The 18,038-nt window shown below is 70.4% G+C and carries 20 protein-coding genes and 1 pseudogene; 14 read left to right on the forward strand and 7 right to left on the reverse strand.

What is annotated here, in order from left to right:
• Positions 1 to 15: 15 nt before the first annotated feature.
• Positions 16 to 1,152: pseudogene (locus tag AB0J80_RS22560) on the forward strand (MFS transporter); the annotation flags it as partial.
• Here AB0J80_RS22560 and AB0J80_RS22565 read toward each other — a convergent pair.
• Together AB0J80_RS22565 and AB0J80_RS22570 are read right to left on the reverse strand one after the other, a co-directional pair.
• Positions 1,148 to 1,714 (reverse strand): GNAT family N-acetyltransferase, encoded by a 567-nt coding sequence (locus AB0J80_RS22565; RefSeq protein ID WP_364707994.1) that lies wholly within the window; start codon positions 1,712 to 1,714, stop codon positions 1,148 to 1,150. The pseudogene AB0J80_RS22560 and the gene AB0J80_RS22565 overlap by 5 nt on opposite strands.
• Positions 1,711 to 2,106: a VOC family protein gene (locus tag AB0J80_RS22570; protein ID WP_364707996.1), complete on the reverse strand. Its 396-nt coding sequence runs from the start codon at positions 2,104 to 2,106 to the stop codon at positions 1,711 to 1,713. Before AB0J80_RS22570 ends, AB0J80_RS22565 begins: the two co-directional genes overlap by 4 nt.
• A gap of 65 nt (positions 2,107 to 2,171) precedes the next feature.
• On the opposite strand from AB0J80_RS22570, the gene AB0J80_RS22575 reads away from it, so the two are divergent.
• Positions 2,172 to 2,855, forward strand: a complete 684-nt coding sequence (locus AB0J80_RS22575) for a Clp protease N-terminal domain-containing protein (protein ID WP_364707999.1) — start codon at positions 2,172 to 2,174, stop codon at positions 2,853 to 2,855.
• Here AB0J80_RS22575 and AB0J80_RS22580 read toward each other — a convergent pair.
• The gene (locus tag AB0J80_RS22580) at positions 2,840 to 3,304 is read right to left on the reverse strand and encodes a heme-degrading domain-containing protein (protein WP_364708002.1); all 465 of its coding nucleotides are present in this window, start codon (positions 3,302 to 3,304) and stop codon (positions 2,840 to 2,842) included. The two genes, AB0J80_RS22575 and AB0J80_RS22580, sit on opposite strands and share 16 nt — an antisense overlap.
• A 141-nt stretch (positions 3,305 to 3,445) precedes the next feature.
• On the opposite strand from AB0J80_RS22580, the gene AB0J80_RS22585 reads away from it, so the two are divergent.
• Positions 3,446 to 4,246: an endonuclease/exonuclease/phosphatase family protein gene (locus AB0J80_RS22585; protein ID WP_364708003.1), complete on the forward strand. Its 801-nt coding sequence runs from the start codon at positions 3,446 to 3,448 to the stop codon at positions 4,244 to 4,246.
• Here AB0J80_RS22585 and AB0J80_RS22590 read toward each other — a convergent pair.
• The gene (locus AB0J80_RS22590; protein WP_364708006.1) at positions 4,210 to 4,716 is read right to left on the reverse strand and encodes a GNAT family protein; all 507 of its coding nucleotides are present in this window, start codon (positions 4,714 to 4,716) and stop codon (positions 4,210 to 4,212) included. The genes AB0J80_RS22585 and AB0J80_RS22590 overlap by 37 nt on opposite strands.
• A 71-nt stretch (positions 4,717 to 4,787) precedes the next feature.
• Between AB0J80_RS22590 and AB0J80_RS22595 the strand changes: the two genes are divergently transcribed.
• The 3 genes from AB0J80_RS22595 to AB0J80_RS22605 are packed head-to-tail and all read left to right on the forward strand — an operon-like array spanning position 4,788 to position 6,495.
• Positions 4,788 to 5,225, forward strand: a complete 438-nt coding sequence (locus tag AB0J80_RS22595; protein ID WP_364708009.1) for a MarR family transcriptional regulator — start codon at positions 4,788 to 4,790, stop codon at positions 5,223 to 5,225.
• A gap of 14 nt (positions 5,226 to 5,239) precedes the next feature.
• Positions 5,240 to 5,659: an organic hydroperoxide resistance protein gene (locus AB0J80_RS22600; protein ID WP_364708011.1), complete on the forward strand. Its 420-nt coding sequence runs from the start codon at positions 5,240 to 5,242 to the stop codon at positions 5,657 to 5,659.
• Positions 5,660 to 5,673: 14 nt separating this feature from the next.
• Positions 5,674 to 6,495 carry an alpha/beta hydrolase gene (locus AB0J80_RS22605; protein ID WP_364708014.1) on the forward strand — a complete coding sequence of 274 codons (822 nt, stop codon included), beginning with the start codon at positions 5,674 to 5,676 and terminating at the stop codon, positions 6,493 to 6,495.
• Positions 6,496 to 6,526: 31 nt separating this feature from the next.
• Here AB0J80_RS22605 and AB0J80_RS22610 read toward each other — a convergent pair whose 3' ends face one another.
• Positions 6,527 to 7,477 (reverse strand): tyrosine-type recombinase/integrase, encoded by a 951-nt coding sequence (locus AB0J80_RS22610; RefSeq protein WP_364708233.1) that lies wholly within the window; start codon positions 7,475 to 7,477, stop codon positions 6,527 to 6,529.
• 522 nt (positions 7,478 to 7,999) lie between these two features.
• On the opposite strand from AB0J80_RS22610, the gene AB0J80_RS22615 reads away from it, so the two are divergent.
• The 7 genes from AB0J80_RS22615 to AB0J80_RS22645 all read left to right on the forward strand — a co-directional run bounded on the left by AB0J80_RS22615 (position 8,000) and on the right by AB0J80_RS22645 (position 15,383).
• Entirely contained in the window at positions 8,000 to 8,725 is a 726-nt protein-coding gene (locus AB0J80_RS22615) for a phosphotransferase (RefSeq protein ID WP_364708016.1), read from the forward strand.
• 136 nt (positions 8,726 to 8,861) lie between these two features.
• Entirely contained in the window at positions 8,862 to 9,599 is a 738-nt protein-coding gene (locus tag AB0J80_RS22620; protein WP_364708019.1) for an alpha/beta hydrolase, read from the forward strand.
• Between the two features lie 652 nt (positions 9,600 to 10,251).
• Entirely contained in the window at positions 10,252 to 10,794 is a 543-nt protein-coding gene (locus AB0J80_RS22625; RefSeq protein ID WP_364708021.1) for a hypothetical protein, read from the forward strand.
• 602 nt (positions 10,795 to 11,396) lie between these two features.
• Complete coding sequence (locus AB0J80_RS22630) at positions 11,397 to 12,026, forward strand: MarR family transcriptional regulator (RefSeq protein WP_364708024.1); 630 nt, start codon at positions 11,397 to 11,399, stop codon at positions 12,024 to 12,026.
• 35 nt (positions 12,027 to 12,061) lie between these two features.
• On the forward strand, positions 12,062 to 12,820 hold the full coding sequence (locus AB0J80_RS22635; protein WP_364708026.1) for a VOC family protein: 759 nt from the start codon (positions 12,062 to 12,064) through the stop codon (positions 12,818 to 12,820).
• Between the two features lie 159 nt (positions 12,821 to 12,979).
• Positions 12,980 to 13,849 carry a hypothetical protein gene (locus AB0J80_RS22640; RefSeq protein WP_364708236.1) on the forward strand — a complete coding sequence of 290 codons (870 nt, stop codon included), beginning with the start codon at positions 12,980 to 12,982 and terminating at the stop codon, positions 13,847 to 13,849.
• A 490-nt stretch (positions 13,850 to 14,339) separates the two neighbouring features.
• On the forward strand, positions 14,340 to 15,383 hold the full coding sequence (locus tag AB0J80_RS22645; RefSeq protein WP_364708239.1) for an NAD(P)-dependent alcohol dehydrogenase: 1,044 nt from the start codon (positions 14,340 to 14,342) through the stop codon (positions 15,381 to 15,383).
• Positions 15,384 to 15,416: 33 nt separating this feature from the next.
• Here the strand turns inward: AB0J80_RS22645 and AB0J80_RS22650 are convergent, their stop codons facing one another.
• Positions 15,417 to 16,385, reverse strand: a complete 969-nt coding sequence (locus AB0J80_RS22650; RefSeq protein ID WP_364708029.1) for an aldo/keto reductase — start codon at positions 16,383 to 16,385, stop codon at positions 15,417 to 15,419.
• Between the two features lie 48 nt (positions 16,386 to 16,433).
• Here AB0J80_RS22650 and AB0J80_RS22655 point away from each other — a divergent pair, with 48 nt between their 5' ends.
• Entirely contained in the window at positions 16,434 to 17,207 is a 774-nt protein-coding gene (locus tag AB0J80_RS22655) for a lysophospholipid acyltransferase family protein (RefSeq protein ID WP_364708032.1), read from the forward strand.
• On the opposite strand, the gene AB0J80_RS22660 is transcribed toward AB0J80_RS22655, so the two are convergent.
• Positions 17,194 to 18,018 (reverse strand): M55 family metallopeptidase, encoded by an 825-nt coding sequence (locus AB0J80_RS22660; protein ID WP_364708035.1) that lies wholly within the window; start codon positions 18,016 to 18,018, stop codon positions 17,194 to 17,196. The two genes, AB0J80_RS22655 and AB0J80_RS22660, sit on opposite strands and share 14 nt — an antisense overlap.
• Between the last annotated feature and the right edge of the window lie 20 nt (positions 18,019 to 18,038).

The following is an 18,038-nucleotide window of genomic DNA, read 5'->3' on the forward strand; positions in this document are numbered from 1 at the left end:
AAATAGCTTCGCCGTATGGTGACGAGGGTGCTAGGCCTGCGCGACTTCCGCCGGCTGTGGGTGGCGACGACGATCGACTCCCTCGGGACGTGGTTGCTCGTCATGGCCGTCCCCTTGCAGGTCTTCGTCCTCACCGGGTCGGCCGTGTCGACCGGGCTCGCTCTCGCCGCTCAAGCCGTGCCGGCCGTGGTGGTCGGCCCGTGGGCAGGCGTCGCGATCGACCGCTGGCCTCGCGGCCGGATCCTGGTGGGGGCCAACATCGCGAGTGCCGCCGGGGTGTGCCTGATGTTGCTGGCCACCACGCCGGCCCGCGCGGGGTTCATTCTCGCGGGGCTGGTCATCGAGAACATCGCCGTCTGCTTCCTGCGACCCGCTCTCCGGGCGGTGACACCGACGCTCGTACGCGATGAGCACGACCTCGCCTCCGCCAACTCGCTCTCGGCCTTCAGCGACAGCGCCCTGCGGATGGTCGGGCCCCTGGCGGGTACGTTCCTCGTCTCGCGCGGCTGGTTCGACGCCGTCGTCGTCATCGACGCGCTCAGCTACGCCGTCGCGGCCGCGATCATCTCCGGTGTCCCGATCGGGCTTCGGGACCCCATCCACCCCCGCACCACGCGCGTGGGCCGGGAGCTGGGCGACGGACTGCGCCACATCCTCCGTACGCCCGTACTCCGGGGACTCCTCGCCGTCAGCTGGATCTACTGGACGGGTAACGCCGCTCTGACGGCGCTGCTGGTCCCGTTCACGGCGAGCCGGCTACCCGGGTCCGGGCAGGCGCTGGGCTACCTCATCGCCGGGCTGGGTGTCGGGTATCTCGCCGGGTCGGCGATCAGCAGAACCCTCATCGTCCGGTACGCCACCCGCACCATCCTGACCGTCGCTTATGCGGCGGTGGGGTTGAGTTTCCTGGCCATGGTCAACGCCGCAAGCCTCTTGCTCGCCGTCGCGGCCGTGACGGCGGCCGGCGTGCCCGGCGCCGTGGCCCTGGTCGCCGTCGGGCATCGTCTGCAGACGGCAACGCCGAACGCCTCGCTCGGCCGGGTCTCGGCCGCCTTCTTCGTCAGTGACGCCGTCGCGGCCGTGGCCGGCGCCCTCATCGCCGCGGCGGCGGTCAGCGCGGTGGCGCTCACCACGGCGCTGAACACCTTCAGCGTCGTGGTCGTCGCCGCCGGGGCGATGGCTGCCCTGTTGCTGCGCCCCCGGACCTCCTCAGAAGCGCCGGATGCGGGTGGACGTGCAGGTGGCCTTCGCGCGGGTACGGGTGCTCGGCCGCCAGCGTCTGCTCGTACGCGTACCCGCTCTTGACCGCGACCCGGCACGACGCCGTGTTGTCCACCTGGTGCAGTAAGCGCAACCGCCGCAGGTGGGGGAACGTGGTGAAGGCCCAACCCGTGATGATCTTCACCGCGCGCGGGGCGACGCCGCGGCCGCGGGCGTGGGCGGCGGTCCAGTAGCCGACCTCGGCCTCGGTCGCCGGCGCGCCGGGGCTTTTCAGGGCGACGTGGCCCAGCACGGTGTCCTGCTCGTCGACGATGGCGAAGCTGTAGCGGTTGCCGGTGACCCAACCGTCGTGCTGCGCGGTGAGCCAGGCGGTGGCTTCGTCGCGGTGTTCCACGCGCAGGGACGTCCAGCGGTGCAGGGCCGGATCACCGGCGGCCGCCATGAGTGCCGGCGCGTCGTTGTCGCGCCACGGGCGCAGGACGAGTGCGGTCATTGCGGGGCGAGGCCGCGCTCGACGGCGCTGCGTTCGACGCAGAACTCGTTGCCTTCGGGGTCGCGCAGCGTGACCCAGCCGAGCCCGTCGCCGGTGCGGTGGTCCTCGTGCAGGGTGGCGCCGGCCTGCAGCAGCCGGGCGACGGTCTCGTCGCGGGTGCCCGTCGGCGGCTGGATGTCCAGGTGGACGCGGTTCTTGGCGACCTTGTCGTCGGGTACGCGGATGAACAGGATGCCGGGTGCACCGGGCTCGGGGGCGCTGAGCAGCACCTCGTCGTCGCCGGGTGCGTCGTCGTCGCCGACGGTGTAGCCGGTGACCTCGGTCCAGAAGGCGGCGAGGCGCCACGGGTCGTGCGCGTCGACGGTGATGTGCCGGACGGGGTTCAGGTACATGAGCGCTGAGCGTACGCGTCAACTCGTGGTTGACGGCGATCCGACCGTCAACCTAAAGTTGACGCATGACCCAGATCACGCCGCCGGTGCGGCTCGACGACCTGATCCACGCGATCACCAAGAACCGGCCCGACGCCCCGCTCGAGCGACTCTCCGACGCGGTGCTGCTCGCCGACCACCTCGGCGAGCTCGCCGACCACGTCATCGGCCACTTCGTCGACCAGGCCCGGCGCTCCGGCGCCTCCTGGACCGACATCGGCCGCAGCATGGGCGTCTCCAAGCAGGCCGCCCAGAAGCGCTTCGTGCCCAAGGCCGACCTCGACCCGTCCCAGGGCTTCAGCCGCTTCGCCGACGACGCCCGCGCCACCGTCGTCGGCGCGATGACCGCCGCCCGTGCCACCGGGCAGCCCGAGATCCACCCCGAGCACCTGCTGCTGGGCATGCTCGACGTCCCGGGTGCCCGCGCCCACGCCGCCCTCGGGGCCTTCGGGCGGGTGCGTGACGCCGCCATGGCCGCGCTGCCCGAGGCGCCCGGCGGCGCCCTGCCCGAGCTCATCCCGTTCGACGCCCGCTGCCGCAAGGTGCTCGAACTGACCTTCCGGGAGGCGCTGCGGCTCGGTGACGACCTCGTCGACACCGGCCACATCGTGCTCGCCCTGCTCGAGGAGGCCCAGGGCGGCGGGGTGCTCGGCGAGCTCGGCTTCGACAAGGCGAGCGTGGAGGCCGCGCTGGCTCAGTCCGCCAAGTAGGTCTCGATCGCCTCGACCACCAGGGCGTGGTCGTCGGCCTGCGGCAACCCCGACACGGTCACCACCCCGACCACACCCACACCCTCCACGCGTACGGGAAAAGCACCGCCGTGGGCCGCGTAGTCCGCCGGATCCACCCCGTACTTCGCGTCCAGCGCGTCGCCCTTGGCCGCGAGCCGCCGGCCCACCAGATACGACGACGCGGCGAAGCGCTCCACCACCCGCACCTTGCGCGCGATCCAATGGTCGTTGTCCGCCGTGCTGCCCGGCAGCGCCGCGTGGAACAGCTGCTGGGTCCCGCGCCGGATGTCGACGGCCACCGGCAGGTCCCTGCCGGTGGCCAGATCCACCAGCAGGCTGCCCAGGTGCCACGCGTCCGCGTTGTCGAAGCGGGTGAACGTCAGCCGCCGCTCCTGCTCCTCGAGCCGGGCGATGAGATCGTCGGTCATCCGCCCATTGTCATCCAAGATCACCGGCCACGGCGGCGCCGCAGCCAGATCCCCGCCATCCCGATCAGAACGAACACCGACGCCGCACAGCACACCGCCTTGAACACCGCATCACCTCGCCGCTCGATAGTGTCTTGTTCCGTGCGCCTGGCCACCTTCAACCTGCTGCACGGCAGGTCCCTCTCCGACGGCAACGTACACGCCGACCGCGTCGCCGCGGCCGTCGCCGACCTCGACGCCGACGTCCTCGGCCTGCAGGAGGTCGACCGGGCCCAGCCCCGCAGCGGCCACCTCGACCTCACCGCCATCGCCGCCGACGCCCTCGGCGCACCCGCCCACCGCTTCGCCGCCGCCGTCGCCGGCACGCCGGGGGAGACCTGGCGGCCCTGGCGCTCCGAGGCCGACAACGTCCACCCGCTTTACGGCATCGCCCTGGTCAGCCGCTACCCGGTGGCCCGCTGGCAGATCACCGAGCTGCCCGCGGCACCCGTACGCTCACCCGTCTGGGCTCCCGGGCCCGACGGCGGCCTGCTGCTGCTCAAGGACGAACCCCGCGTCATGATCGCCGCCGTGATCGACGCGCCGACCGGCCCGATGACAGTCGCCACCACCCACCTGTCCTTCGTGCCCGGCTGGAACGTCCGCCAGCTGCGCGCCGCCGTCCGCGCCCTGCGCTCGCTGCCCGCACCCCGGGTCCTGCTCGGCGACCTCAACATGCCGTCCGGCCCGGTACGCGCCTTCACCGGCTGGCGCAGCCTCGCCCGCCGGCCCACGTACCCGAGCCCGGCGCCCCGCGCCCAGCTCGACCACATCCTGACCCATCCGCGCGACGCCGCGCGCCTCGGCCCCGTCGTGCAGATCCGCACCCCGGCCGTCGCCGTCTCCGACCACCGCCCCCTCGTCGTTCACCTCGATCCGGGGCCGCTCACCGCGCGCTCGTAGACGATCTCCAGCCCGTCCTCCTCATCCCACTGCTCGCCGACCTTCACGAACCCGAACCCGGCGATCGTCGCCAGGGACGCCTCGTTGTCCGGCCGGATGCTTGCCCGCACCACCCGGACCCGGGGGTCACCCTCGGCGCGGCGGATCAGCTCGGCGAGCATCGCCTTCGCGAAACCCCGTCTGCGGTACGCCGGATCGACCGAATACCCGACCTCGACGCGACCCTCGTCATCCGGGGGACCGTGGAAACCGGCGTGGCCCACGACCCGCCCGTCGGCGACCGCCGCCCGTGCCACCCACTCGGCCGCCGCGGGATCCTGCTCCACCTGGCGCGCCCGGATCTCCCACAGCCAGCTCTCACTGCGCATCCACGGGGTCAGCGCGACACCGGCGAGCGCACCGGCCCGCGCCACGTCACCAGCGACCAGGGCCCACATCGCCGCCGGAGTCAGCGGCACGAAAGAGATCACGGTCAGATCGTAGTGTGGCCGCCCGCACACCTCAGTTGTGCACAACTAAATCGCGTACTACCGTTCGACGCATGCCAGAGAGCACCGGACTCGAACAGCTCATCTGCTTCGAGCTCTACGCTGCGTCACGAGCCATGACCGGCCTCTACCGGCCCGCACTCGACGCCGCCGGGCTGACCTACCCCCAGTTCGTCGCCCTGCGCGTCATCTGGCACCGCGGCCGCATCAGCGTCCGCGACCTCGGCACCGCCCTGCACCTCGACAGCGGCACCCTCTCACCGCTGCTCAAACGCCTCGAGAACCAGGGACTCATCCACCGCGAACGCGGCACCGACGACGAACGCGTCGTCTGGATCAGCCCCACCCCCGCAGGCGCCGCCCTCGAACACCAGGTCGCCGACCTGCCCCGCGAGCTCGGCTGCACCCTGCACCTCGACGCCGACGAGCTCGCCACCCTGCACGACCTGCTCCGCCGCCTCCGCGGCGCCGCAGCAGCCACCACCCACTGACGGGAGACCGCACGATGACCGCCCTCTACACCGCCTCCGCCACCGCCACCGGCGAGGGACGCAGCGGACACACCCGCTCCAGCGACGGCGTCCTCGACCTCGACCTCGCCGTACCGCAGGAGCTCGGCGGCCCCGGCGGCCCGCTCACCAACCCGGAACAACTCTTCGCCGCCGGCTACGCGGCCTGCTTCCACAGCGCCCTCAAGACCGTCGCCCGCAAAGAGAAGATCACCCTCACCGACACGGCCGTCACCGTCGACGTCGGCATCGGCCCCAACGGCAACGGCGGCTTCGGCCTCACCGTCGCCCTCGAAGCCGAGATCCCCAGCGTCGACGAAGCCACCGCCCGCAAGCTCCTCGACGCCGCCCACCAGGTCTGCCCGTACAGCAACGCCACCCGCGGCAACGTCGACGTCACCCTCACCCTCGCCTGAGAAGGGGACCCGCCATGCCCTACACCACCGTCAGCACCGGAGTCGACCTCTACTACGAGGACTTCGGCACCGGCGACCCCGTCGTCCTCATCCACGGCTGGCCCCTGTCCGGCCGCAGCTGGGAAGCCCAGATCCCCGCCCTCGTCGCCGACGGCAAACGCGTCATCACCTACGACCGGCGCGGCTTCGGCAAGAGCAGCCAACCCTGGACCGGCTACGACTACGACACCTTCGCCGCCGACCTCGACGCCCTGCTCACCCACCTCGACCTCACCGGCGTCACCCTCGTCGGCTTCTCCATGGGCGGGGGAGAAGTAGCCCGCTACCTCGGCACCTACGGCAGCGGCCGCATCGCCAAAGCCGTCTTCGCCGGAGCCGTCCCCCCGTACCTCTACAAGAGCGACGACAACCCCGACGGCGCCCTCGACGACGCCACGATCAAGTCCTTCCAGGACGGCGTCACCACCGACCGCATCGCCTTCGTCGACGGCTTCGCCCAGAACTTCTTCACCGCCGGCGGCATCCTCAAAGTCAGCGACAACCAGGTCCGCTACGCCCAGGAACTCGCCCACGCCGCCTCCGCCAAGGGCACCCTCGACTGCATCGCCGCCTTCGGCCTCACCGACTTCCGCGCCGACCTGGCCAAGATCAGCATCCCCACCCTGGTCATCCACGGCGACAGCGACGCCATCGTCCCCGTCGAACACAGCGGCCGACGCACCGCCGACACCATCCCCGGCGCCCAGCTCGTCGTCATCCAGGACGGCCCGCACGGCATCAACACCAGCCACCCCACCGAGTTCAACGAAGCCCTGCTCAGCTTCCTCAACAGCTGACAGCCGTCGCCTGTGAGGGGGAGTGCTCCCCTCACAGGCGACCCAGCGCACGGTTCGTACGGTTAGCCCGCACCGCAGCCCGCTGCTGCGCCGCCGTCACCTCGATATAGCCCTGCGACGTCGTCAACGACGCATGCCCCAGCAACCGCATGATCTCCGACGCGTTCGCCCCGTCCTCCGCCAACCGCGTCGCAAACGTATGCCGCAACGCATGCAACTGCGCCCCCCGCGGCACCCGATCCGACACCCCGGCCCGCCGGAAACACGACTGCACCAGATACTGCAGACCACCACGCCGCAACGGCGCACCCCGCCGATCCACCAACAGCGGCTCGTCAGGACGCACCCGCCCGAACCGCACCCGCCGGCTCTCCACATACCGGGCCAGCACCGCATCCAACTCCGGCTCGATCGGCACCGTACGCGGCCGCCCACCCTTACCGGCCACCTCGATCCGCCGCTCACCGGCGCGCCCCAGCACCGAACCGGTCCGCAACGCCAGCAGCTCCGACAACCGCAACCCCGCACACAACGCCAGCGCCAGCACCGCGACATCCCGCTCCGGCCACGGATCCCGCTGCCGCTCATCAGCATGATTGACCGCCTCGAGCAGCTGCTCCGGCGTGTCCTCGCCCCGCAACGGCTTGGGGGAGGGCGTCGCCATCCGCGGCTTGCCGACAGCAGGCATCGGATTGCCGGCCACCACGCCGTCGACGACCAGGAACCCGAAGAACGAGTTCCAGCTCGACCAAGCCCGGTACACCGAGGCCGGAGCCCGGCCCGCCGCGAACTCGGCGAAGGCGGCCCGGAGCGCACGAGGGGAGAGGTCACCGAGAGTGACGCCCTCGCCGATGATGCGCAGGATGGCGTTCAGGTCGCGGCGGTAGGCGAGAAGGGTGTGTTCGGACGGTTTCCGCACGGCGCGTGCCGCCAGAAACTCCTCGACGAGGGCTTCGGCCGGAATGTCTTGTTCATCCTGCATAAGGAATATTATGCAGGGAACTCCCGTCCGAGGAAGTGCGAGGATCGCCTGCATACCTGCTGTGGTGGACGTGCGCCGCAGCGCGGGCGGCAGTCTCCATCCGAGCTACTGTGCCGCAGCGTGTCGGATTAGCTGTGGGGCCGCGCAGGTGCAGCTTTTGTCAGGGCGGCACGGGGCCGCGAAGCTTCTTGCAGAACGGCGGCGGAGGCGATCCGTCGTCTGCTCGCGCGGTTCTGTCAGAGCGATTCTCCTGGGGTTTGGGCCGTAGCCTTCGTGCTCTTTGGGCGCCTCCGCGGCACCCGCAGTGCCGTCGTTGCGCCCCCGACGGCTCCTTCCCAGCTGTCCCCACGCTCAGGTTGACATAATGTCAATTATCGACCAACTCGAACGAGGGATGCCGGGCTCCTTCGGCCACGCCCGAGAACACAGTTGGTGTAAGCCGCAGGCGCGTCCCGACCGATGCGGCCTGGGGTCCTTTCCCGCGATGATGCGTTCTTGCCTGTCGGCCCGAAGATGGACTCCATGTCGGAGGAAGCGCTGCGCGGTGGTTTCGTCAGTGACGTCGTACGGGTCGGTGCGACGGTGCGCAAATCTCCCCCGCCGGATCCCGTCTTCGTACGCCGGCTGCTGAAGCACTTCGAGTCCGCGGACTGGCCGGGCGCACCGCGCTTCCTCGGAGTCGACGACCGCGGTCGGGAAACACTCACCTTCCTGGACGGTCACGTGCCGTGGCAGCCGGATGCCGAACCGTCGGACGACGCCGGCCTCGCCGGAGTGGCGCGCCTGGTGCGGCAGTTCCACGACCTGACGGCAGGCTCGGATCTGGCGGGTGACCAGGAGGTGGTGTGTCACAACGACCTGTCGCCGAAGAACACGGTGTACCGCGACGGCGTGCCGGTTGCCTTTCTGGACTGGGACATCGCCGCTCCGGGGCGCCGGGTGCACGACGTGGCTCATCTGTGCTGGCAGTTCGTTCCGCTGGGACCGTCGGTCGACCCTCGCGTCGCGGCACGCCGGGTCCGGCTGGTAGTCGACGCGTACGGGCTGGAACCCTGTGCGGATCTCGTGGACTGGGTGCTGTGGTGGCAGGACCGCTGCTGGCGCGGCATCGAGTCGGCGGCGCAGGCGGGTGATGTGGCGATGGTCCGGCTCCGTGACACCGGCGTGGTCGGCGCGATCCGCGCCGCCTACGAGTGGACGGCCGTCAACCGCGAAAACCTGTTGGCTCGTCTCGGCGATGACTGCTAGCTTTCCGGGAGCCGTGCAGAAGGACAAGGAGGTGGTACCCGTGTACATGTCGACGTGGGTGCTCCCCTTCGGGGTCACGGTCGGGCGATAGGTCGTCCGGGAGCGCCGTTCACGAGCACTCCCGAAAGGCACGACCATGCGATTCACTTCTGAACAGCGCCTCGATGACGGCGTTCTCGAGCGCGGATTCACCCTCGGCGAGATTCCCGGCATTCTGTGGACGCCGGAATCGGCTTCCGCGTCTGCGCCGGTCCCGCTGATCTTGATGGGCCACCCCGGCGGGTTGCAGAGGATGTACCCCCGACTGGTGACTCGAGCCCAGCATTCGGCGGCTGATGGCTTTGCCGCGGCCACGATCGAGCTGCCGGGCAGCGGTGACCGGCCGCGTTTTGCTGCCCTTGAGGAGGCCCGGGCAGACCTGCGGCGGGCGGTGGGTGCGGGCGAGCCTGTCACTGACGAGATCGTCGACCGGCTCGTCCTTCCCTTGGTCGAGCTGGCGGTTCCGGAGTGGCGGACCACCCTGGACGCCCTCCTCTCGCTGCCTGAGATCGTGGGCCCGGTCGGGTACTCGGGAGGGGTGATCTCGATCGGCGTACAGCTGGCTGTCGTGGAGCCGCGCATCTCGGCCGCTCTGCTGTTCGCCGGCAGTTTCGTGCCCCGCGTGATGTTCGAGGAGGCTCGGCAGGCCACCATTCCGCTGTTGGTCCTGTTGCAGTGGGATGACGAGGGCAACGACCGGCAGGCGGCCCTGGATCTGTTCGACGCCTTGGGCAGCAAGGAGAAGACGCTGCACGCCAACATGGGCGGGCACACGGGTGTCCCCCAGTTCGAGGGCGATGACGGGGGCAGGTTCTTCGTCCGGCATCTGAAGTGAGGTCGGAGGTCCTTCCTTAGGCGGCGCGGATACCGCTCATGAGGAGGTTCGGCTGCTTGCCGCCGTACCGGCTTCGCTTCCAGTGCGGGGGCGGCGGCTCGCCGTCGGCCTTTTCGGTCGAAGCGCCGCCGTCACTCGCACCTTCGGCGTGCGGAAGGTGCTGGCCTAGGTCGCCGCGATGGCGAAGCCGCCTTCTCGACCTTGTGTCCGCGAGCGAATGCGGGCTGGCCTGCCGTAGTTTTCCAGACCAGAACAACGGTATGAGCTGTGGGTTGCGAGCCCGGTGAGGCTCCGAAGAGAACACATGGTTGTTCACCCGAACCCCAGCAGCCACTCGAGCATCGGGCCGACACCAAACGGTCGGCAGGAACTAGCGCGGCTTCGGCTTTTCCGGCGCCGACCGGGCCGAGTTGAATGGGGGTCGACGTGTGTCGCCTTGTTGGGGGGTGTGGCACTGTTTGGGCTGCAAGCGGTGTTGCACGAAGGCCGCATGTTAAAGGCGATGCACATGATGCGTCGCCGTCCACCTGCTGGAGTTGCAAGATTACTCGGTGTTGTTCTCGGCGGTTCCTGATTGACCTTTTCGGATGCGGCTGCTACCTTTCCCGGCGTTAACAGACGTTAAGTTCTTTGACCCCGGGGATAATCGACGATGAAGCTGAAGCGTTTTGGTGGCCGTGTGATCGGTATGGCAGCGGTTGCGGTGGCTGCGGTGGCAAGTCTCCTGGCGGCGCCCGCCCCGGCGATGGCGGATGCCTATTCTCCGTGCATTGCCGTGGAATCCAACGTCACGGTCGGGCAGACGTCGAAGACCCAGTCGATCACGTGCGTGAAGAAGCCGGCGTGCGGCGAATCCTGGGGACAGATCTACGACGTCACCTGGAACATGGTCGTCTACAAGGGTGGGATCACCGTCAAGTCGATGAAGATCACCGTGACGCACACCCGCGGTGAGGACATCGTCCTGGGCGATAAGATCATTCGCGGAGGGAGTGGCGAGATCAACATCGCTCCTGGAAAAACCATCGTCCCGGCCGCGCAGACCAGCTTCACCAAGACCTTCGACTTCACCGACAAGTACTTCGCGAAGAATTCCCTTGGATTTGTCGACTTCTGGATGGCCATCTCCTCCACCAAGGCCAACGGCTGCAACGGTGGCGGAAACTGGCTCCGCTACGGGCTCAAGATCGTCTGACGCTGCTGAATAGCCGCCTGTCGGCGAGTACGAAATGCGGATTGGTGCTTCTTCGCCAATCCGCATTTTCGCGCTGCTGCCGGCCGGGCCGTTGCGCGTCACCTACACGCACACCGACCCGCCCCGCTGCTGGCCGCCGCACCCAGCGACACCGCCGCCGTGCCGCCCCGCCTGCTCGATGCGGCCGAAGCCGGGCGGCGCGGGGTCGTCATCACACCGATGGCGCCAACCAGATGACCAGCCTGATCCAGAAACCCGAAGCCACCGAGACCGCCCAGCTGCAGCACATCCCCCGGACCCGGCCGGGCTCCGGCTGCTCGAAGGCCTGATCCACCAACGCGCTCCTGCACACCCACGGACCGGCCAGGCTCGGGCTGCCCGAAGGCCGGTTCCACCAACGTGCCGACCTCGTCATCCAGCTCCCATCCCTCAGGCCGCGGATCCGGGCGAACTCCGGCGGTGCCTCGCGCTCGCCGGCTACACACCCTGCGCCCAGCCGGCGGCGACCGGCGGCCGGCCGCTCTCACCCCGGAAATGACGAGCAGACGTTGGCCCGCCGGGGGCCAGGCGGCCGCGAACACTGGAACACGCACCTGTCCGCGTTGACCTCGTTCACCGCCCACCTGCCGCGGCCAGGACTGGCTGACCACCGACCCGGCCGACGCCTGGAACGCCGCAAGGCCGCGATTCTGCTGCTGCTCTACTCCGAGCCGTTCGACCGCATCCTGGGCCTGACCATCGACGTCGACAGGCGCCAGGTCGGTTCCGCGGAAGCTGCTTCCCGGTGTGTCGTTAGGCTGCAGATCGTGACGGATGCCAGGGACGTCTTCGACCGCCTCGTCAGTGTGGAGATCGCCTTTTGGGAGCGGGTCGATGCGCGATTGCGGGCGGAGGGCCGCTTGGCGCTGGGACAGTTGCTGCCGATGCGGGTGATGGCGACCACCCCCCGCTGCCGGGTGTTCGACATCGCGGCTCAGCTGCAGATCACGGTGGGTGCGGCGAGCAAGACCGTGGATCGCGTCGAGGCGGCCGGTCACTGCGTGCGCCGTCCGAACCCTGCTGATCGGCGGTCGTCGCTGATCGAGATGACGGAGGCGGGTGTGACCGCTCTGGCCGATGCGGAGGTCGTGTTCGAGGACGAGGTGCAGGCGCGGGTGGGTGCTGTGCTCTCCCCCGCTGAGCTCGTGCAGTTGGTGGGGTTGTTGGACCGGCTACGGGAGGCTGCCCGCTGACGGGCTCGCGTGGCGGGCAGGGCAGGATCTCGGTCATGGCGGGGACCGTAGCGGTGGGGTCTGACAGTTCCGTCCGGTGGATCACCGGGTTCCTGGATTCGCCGTCTCGTGCGGCGGACGGGTTCTGGCAGGCGGTGACGGCTTCGACGTTGTCGTCGCGGCGGGGCCCCGGTGGCGAGTTCGCGACGTTGTTGCCCGGCGGCGGTGACGCGTACCTGAGGGTGCAGGTCGTGGGTGACGGCCTGGCGCGTGCCCACCTGGATCTGCACGTCGAGGATGTTCCGGCGCAGGCGCGCCGGGTGGTGGGGCTCGGCGCGGTCGTGGTGCTCGACGAGGGTGACCTGGTGGTGCTGCGGTCCCCTGCGGGTCTGCTGTTCTGCCTGGTGCGGTGGCATGGCGAGGCGGTGCGGCCGGCGCTGGTGGGCTCGCCGGGTGGGCGGAGCGTGGTGGATCAGTGGTGTCTGGACATTCCGGCCGGGTCGTTCGAGGCCGAGGCCGATTTCTGGGCCGCGGTGACGGGTTGGCCCAGGCGGTCCGGTTCGCTGCCCGAGTTCGATTTTCTGGTACGCCCTGAGGCGATGCCCCTGCGCCTGTTGCTGCAGCGTATCGGTGGTCCGGTGGCCGGGATGCACCCCGATCTGGCTGCTGAGGACCGGCTCGCGGAGGTCGCGCGGCACGAGGGGCTGGGCGCTTGCGTGGTACGGGCGACGCCGTCGTGGACGACGTTGAGCGATCCGGTGGGCCGGTTGTATTGCGTGACCGACCGGGATCCGGTGACGGGTCGGCCGCGCTGACGTGTTCTTGTCGGTGCCGGCTGGTACAACTGACGGCATTGGAACACACGTACGAGAGAGGGTGGGCCGATGGCGGCGACGCGTACCGGTGTGCGAGGGCTGGGCACCGACGAGCTGCAGGCGATCCGGGACGGGCTGGCCGCCGGGCGCAAGCCGCGGGTGGTGTTCACCGAGTCGGCCGGTCAGATCGCGGGTCAGCTGGGTCAGGTGGTGGGGCTGACCGATCCGGCGGAGTCGGACGAGTGGGTGGTGGTGCGGTTCGGGCGTGACGAGCTGCCGTTCGCCCCGGGTGATCTGCAGGTGGCTCCGAGGGGCGCGGCTGCCCGAAAGGTGGCGGCTCCCCCACCGGCCGCGCCGCCGCCCCGCCGGCCGGAGCCGGAGTTCGTCATCGACAAGCCGGTGGGTTCCTTGAGAGGCGGGGGTGGTGCTGCGGTGGCGGTGGAGTCGGGTTCCGGGAAGGCGAACGGGAAACGGTCGGGTGGTGACAGCGGCGGTTCAGAGGCTGGGTCGCCCCATGGCGGCGGGTTCTCCGGCGGGGGGTCGGCTCGCGGAGACCGTAGGGCCGGCGGGACCGGCGTGTCCTCTGATGGCAGCGAAGGTGGGTCTGGCGTGATGTCGGATGCCGGTGACGGCAAGTCCGGCCGGGCGGCGACTGGCGGCAACGGCCGGACCGGTGTCGGTGCTGCGGTGTCCGCAAGCTCCGGTGCTCCGGCTCCCACGCCGCGGAAGGCCTCGTCCCGGGCCGCCAAGCCCAAGCCGCCGCCCGGTCTGACGGTGACCTTGGCGTACACCGACGGGGAGTGGACGATCGCGGCCAACCAGGGTTCGAAGGCGCTCGCCAAGCCCTACGTGGTGCGCCCGGCCGAGGCGATGCGGATGGTGGCCCTCGTGGACGTGCCGGGAGTGCAGGAGGCGGTGGAGCAGATTGTGGCGGCGGAACGGGCGGAGGCTGAGCAGCAGGCGGAGCGGTTACGCGCCGAACTGGCCGAGATCGAGGCGCGGCTGCAGGAGCTGCGGGAGGCGGGCTGAACGGCCCGATCTCGAGAGGACACCGAGCCGAGCGGCGACAGGAGCTGCGGGACGCGGGCTGACCGATCCGATTTCGGAGGGGCTGAGCCGAGCGGTGCCGGGCAGCGAGCCGATGTCGAGCGGGCGACGAGCGCTGCTGGTTCCGGGCGGGACCGGGACGGCCGGGCGGACGGTGGCGCTCACGGCCGCGTTTCGGATCCGAGGAAGTGAGGCTGAGGTGAGCGACGCCGCGCGGTCAGCTGTCCACGGTCGAGTGGGCGGAGGTGTGCGGCGACGCGGGGGTCCCGAGTCGAGGTCGTGAGGTACGCGTCGACCGGTGGCGCGTGGTCAGGGGTCGAGGTCGTGAGGACTGAAGGTGACAGTCCGCCCGGGCAGGACCTCGGGAAGGTGAGAGCCCGGGAAGGCATGACGATCGTCCGCCCGGGTAGTCGACGGCTGACCGCCGGGCAGAACCGACAATCACGCGACACGACATTTCCTGGAGGACGTCATTTCCACCGTCAACGCCATCGCTGCCACCTCGGCGACCGAGCCGCTCGTGCGTACCACGATCGAGCGGCGTGCGCTGGGGCCGCGCGATGTTCTCATCGAGATCCGTTACGCCGGCATCTGCCACTCCGACATTCACACCGTGCGCGGTGAGTGGGGTGCGGTGCCGTACCCGCTCACGGTCGGCCACGAGATCGTCGGCCGGGTCACCGAGACCGGCGCGGAGGTCACGCGCCACGCGGTCGGTGACCGGGTCGGCGTCGGGTGCATGGTGAACTCGTGCCGGGAGTGTGACAACTGCCGGGCCGGGCAGGAGCAGTACTGCCTCAACGGCAACACCGGGACGTATGCGAGCGTCGATGCCGACGGCACCGTCACGCAGGGCGGTTACTCCACGCACATCGTCGTCGATGAGGACTTCGTGCTGCGGGTGCCGGAGAGCATTCCGTACGAGGCGGCCGCGCCGTTGCTGTGTGCTGGGATCACCACGTACTCGCCGCTGGCGCACTGGAGGGCCGGGCCCGGTAAGAAGGTCGCCGTGGTGGGCATGGGTGGCCTGGGGCACATGGCCGTGAAGATCGCCGCTGCGATGGGTGCCGAGGTGACCGTGTTGTCGCAGACGTTGGGCAAGAAGGACGACGGGCTGCGCTTCGGTGCCGCGGACTACTACGCCACCAGCGACCCGGCGACGTTCGAGGCGCTCAAGAGCAGCTTCGACCTGATCGTCAACACGGTCAGCGCGCCGGTCGACATGGCCGCGTACCTGGGGCTGCTGCGCCTGGACGGCACTCTGGTCAGCGTGGGGGCGCCCCCGGAGCCGCTGCCGGTGCCGGTGTTCGCGCTGTTCGGTAACCGGCGTTCGTTCGCCGGCTCGAGCATCGGCAGCATCGGGGAGACGCAGGAGATGCTCGACTTCTGCGCGGAGCGGGGCATCGCGCCCGAGGTCGAGATCATCGGGGCGGACGCGGTCAACGAGGCGTACGAGCGGGTGCTGGCCTCCGATGTGCGGTACCGGTTCGTCATCGACGTCGACACGCTGCGCTGACCCGGGCGGGCGGGCCGGGGCGACCCGGTCCGCCTACTGGTGCCCGATCACCTGGTGGGGCCGGTACGGCGCTTCCAGGGCGGCGATCTCGTCCTCGGTGAGCCGAAGCCCGGCCGCGGCCACCGCGTCGTCGACGTGGCGCTGCTGCGACGCGCCGATGATCGGTGCGGTGACCGCGGGACGCGACAGCAGCCAGGCCAGCGCGACCTGTGCGGCCGGGACCTGGCGGGCTTCGGCGACCGCGGCGACGGCGTCCGCGACGGCGTAGTCCTGCTCCTGCGCCAGCCGCTGCAGGAGCGGGTCGGTCCGCGAGCGCAGGGACTCCTGGCGGCGTCCGCGGGTCAGCAGGCCTTTCGCTAGAGGGCTCCACGGGATGACGCCGACGCCGCTGTCGAGGCAGTACGGCAGCATCTCCCGTTCCTCTTCGCGGTAGGCGAGGTTGTACTGCGGCTGCATGGAGATGAACCGGGTCCAGCCGTTGCGTTCGGCGACGTGCTGGGCCTTGGCGAACTGCCACGCGTACATGCTGGAGGCGCCGAGGTAGCGGGCCTTGCCGGCGCGTACCACGTCGTGCAGGGCCTGCATGGTCTCCTCGATGGGGGTGTCGGGGTCCCACCGGTGGATCTGGTAGAGGTCGACGTGGTCGGTGCCGAGGCGGCGCAGCGACGCGTCGATGGCGGACATGATGTGCTTGCGGGACAGGCCGCCGGCGTTCGGGCCGGGGCCGCTCGGGAAGTACACCTTGGTGGCGAGGACGTAGTCGTCGCGGTCGGTGAAGATCGAGCGCAGCAGCCGGCCGGTGATCTGCTCGCTGACGCCGTCGGAGTACATGTCGGCGGTGTCGAAGAACGTGATGCCCTGTTCGGCGGCGCGGCGCACGATCGGCGCGGCCGCGTGCTCGTCGAGCACCCATTCCCGCCAGGCTTTCGAGCCGTACGTCATCATGCCGAGGCAGATCCGGGAGACCTTCAGCCCGCTCCCGCCGAGGCGTACCTGGTTCACGACACCGACTCTATCGACCAGGTCCGAGCGTGCGATCATGGCGCACTGATGGATGCGTCGTGGCGGGTACCGGTGCTGTGGCGGGTGCTGCTGCGGTTCTCGCGCGTGCTCGTACCGTTGATCTGTCGTCTGCGGGTTTCCGGGCAGGTGCCGGCGCAGCTGCGGCAGGGTCCGCTGATCCTGGCGGCCAACCATGTGAGCCCGGTGGATCCGGTGCTGATGACCGCGGCCTGCAGCATCGCGCGGGTGGCGCCGCGGTTCATGGCCACCGGTGGGCTGTTCGACGCGCCGGTCGCCGGGTGGGCGATGCGCGCGGCGGGGCATCTGCGGGTCGACCGGCACACCGCGCGGGTCGCCGAGGCGCTGCCGAACGCGGCGGCGGCGTTGCGGGCCGGGTCGGTGGTGCTGGTGTACCCGGAGGGCCGCATCGGGCTGGATCCGTGGATGTGGCCGGAGCGTGGCAAGACCGGTGTGGCGCGGATGGCGGCGATGTCCGGGGCGCCGGTGGTCCCGGTGGCGCAGTGGGGTTCGCATGCGGTGCTGCCGTACACCGCGCCGGTGGGCATCGTGCGGTCGGTGCTGCGGGCGATGTGGCGCCGGCCGGTGGTGCACATCCGGTTCGGGGAGCCGGTGGACCTGTCGGGGTTGAGCGGGTCGGCCGGGGCGCAGGCGATGCGGGCCACGGACCGGATCGGGCAGGCGATCGCGGACACCCTGGAGCCGCTGCGTGCCGACGAGCCGGAGCTGCCGCGGTTCGTGGACCGGACGCGGCCGGTGGACATGTCGCGCGTGCGCCGGCGCCGCGACTTCAGGCGGGTCTGATCTGGGCGAGCTGGGTCAGCAGCTGCACCAGCCGGTACGCCTCCCCCATGTCCGCGGCCGTGAACGCCACCGTCCGCCCGGCACTCCGGGTCACGCCCGGGACCAGCATCGCCAGGTCGACGGTGACGGGGCTGTAGAGGTCCACCTCGACGCGTACGGGACCGGGGATGCTCAGCAGGGGCACGCTGTCGGCTCGGCGGATCGCCTTGGCCGTGGCGCGGTGGATCTGGTCGCAGACCTCTTCGGGGTGCAGGGCCACGGCGGCTGCCTGTCCGAGGGCGTGTTTCACCGTGACGGTCGTCGTACCGGGGACGAGGGCGTGGATCTCCGCGCAGGCCGCGTCGTCGCCGCTGAGCAGGACCACCGGGGCGCTGTGGTGTGCGGCCATGGCCGCGTTGAGGCCGATCTCGCCCATCGGGCGGCCGTCGACGCGCACGTCCAGGACGGCGTCGCCGATGGTGTGGGCGAGCACGGCCGGGCCGGCGCCCGCGCGGGCGTGGTAGCCGACGAACAGCACCGCGTCGGTGTGGTCGTCGAGGCCGGCGAGCATGCCGAGCGGGCGCGGTTTGCCGCGCACCAGGCGGGCGCGGCGGTCCAGGTCCTCGGGCAGCACGTTGCGGAACGGGCCGTGCGCGTCGGCGACGAGCACCTCGGCCGACGGCACGGCCTCCAGGACCCCGGCGACGGCCGCGTTGACCTCGCCGGTCAGCAGGCGGCGGCTGCGGTCGTAGTCGTAGCCACCGGGGTTGGTCTCGGTGGGGTGCACGACCCCGGAGACGCCTTCCATGTCGGCGGAGATCAGTACCTTCATCGATGAGCACCCTACCGGCG

This window comes from Actinoplanes sp. NPDC049548 (assembly GCF_040676695.1).
Classification (GTDB): Bacteria; Actinomycetota; Actinomycetes; order Mycobacteriales; family Micromonosporaceae; genus Actinoplanes.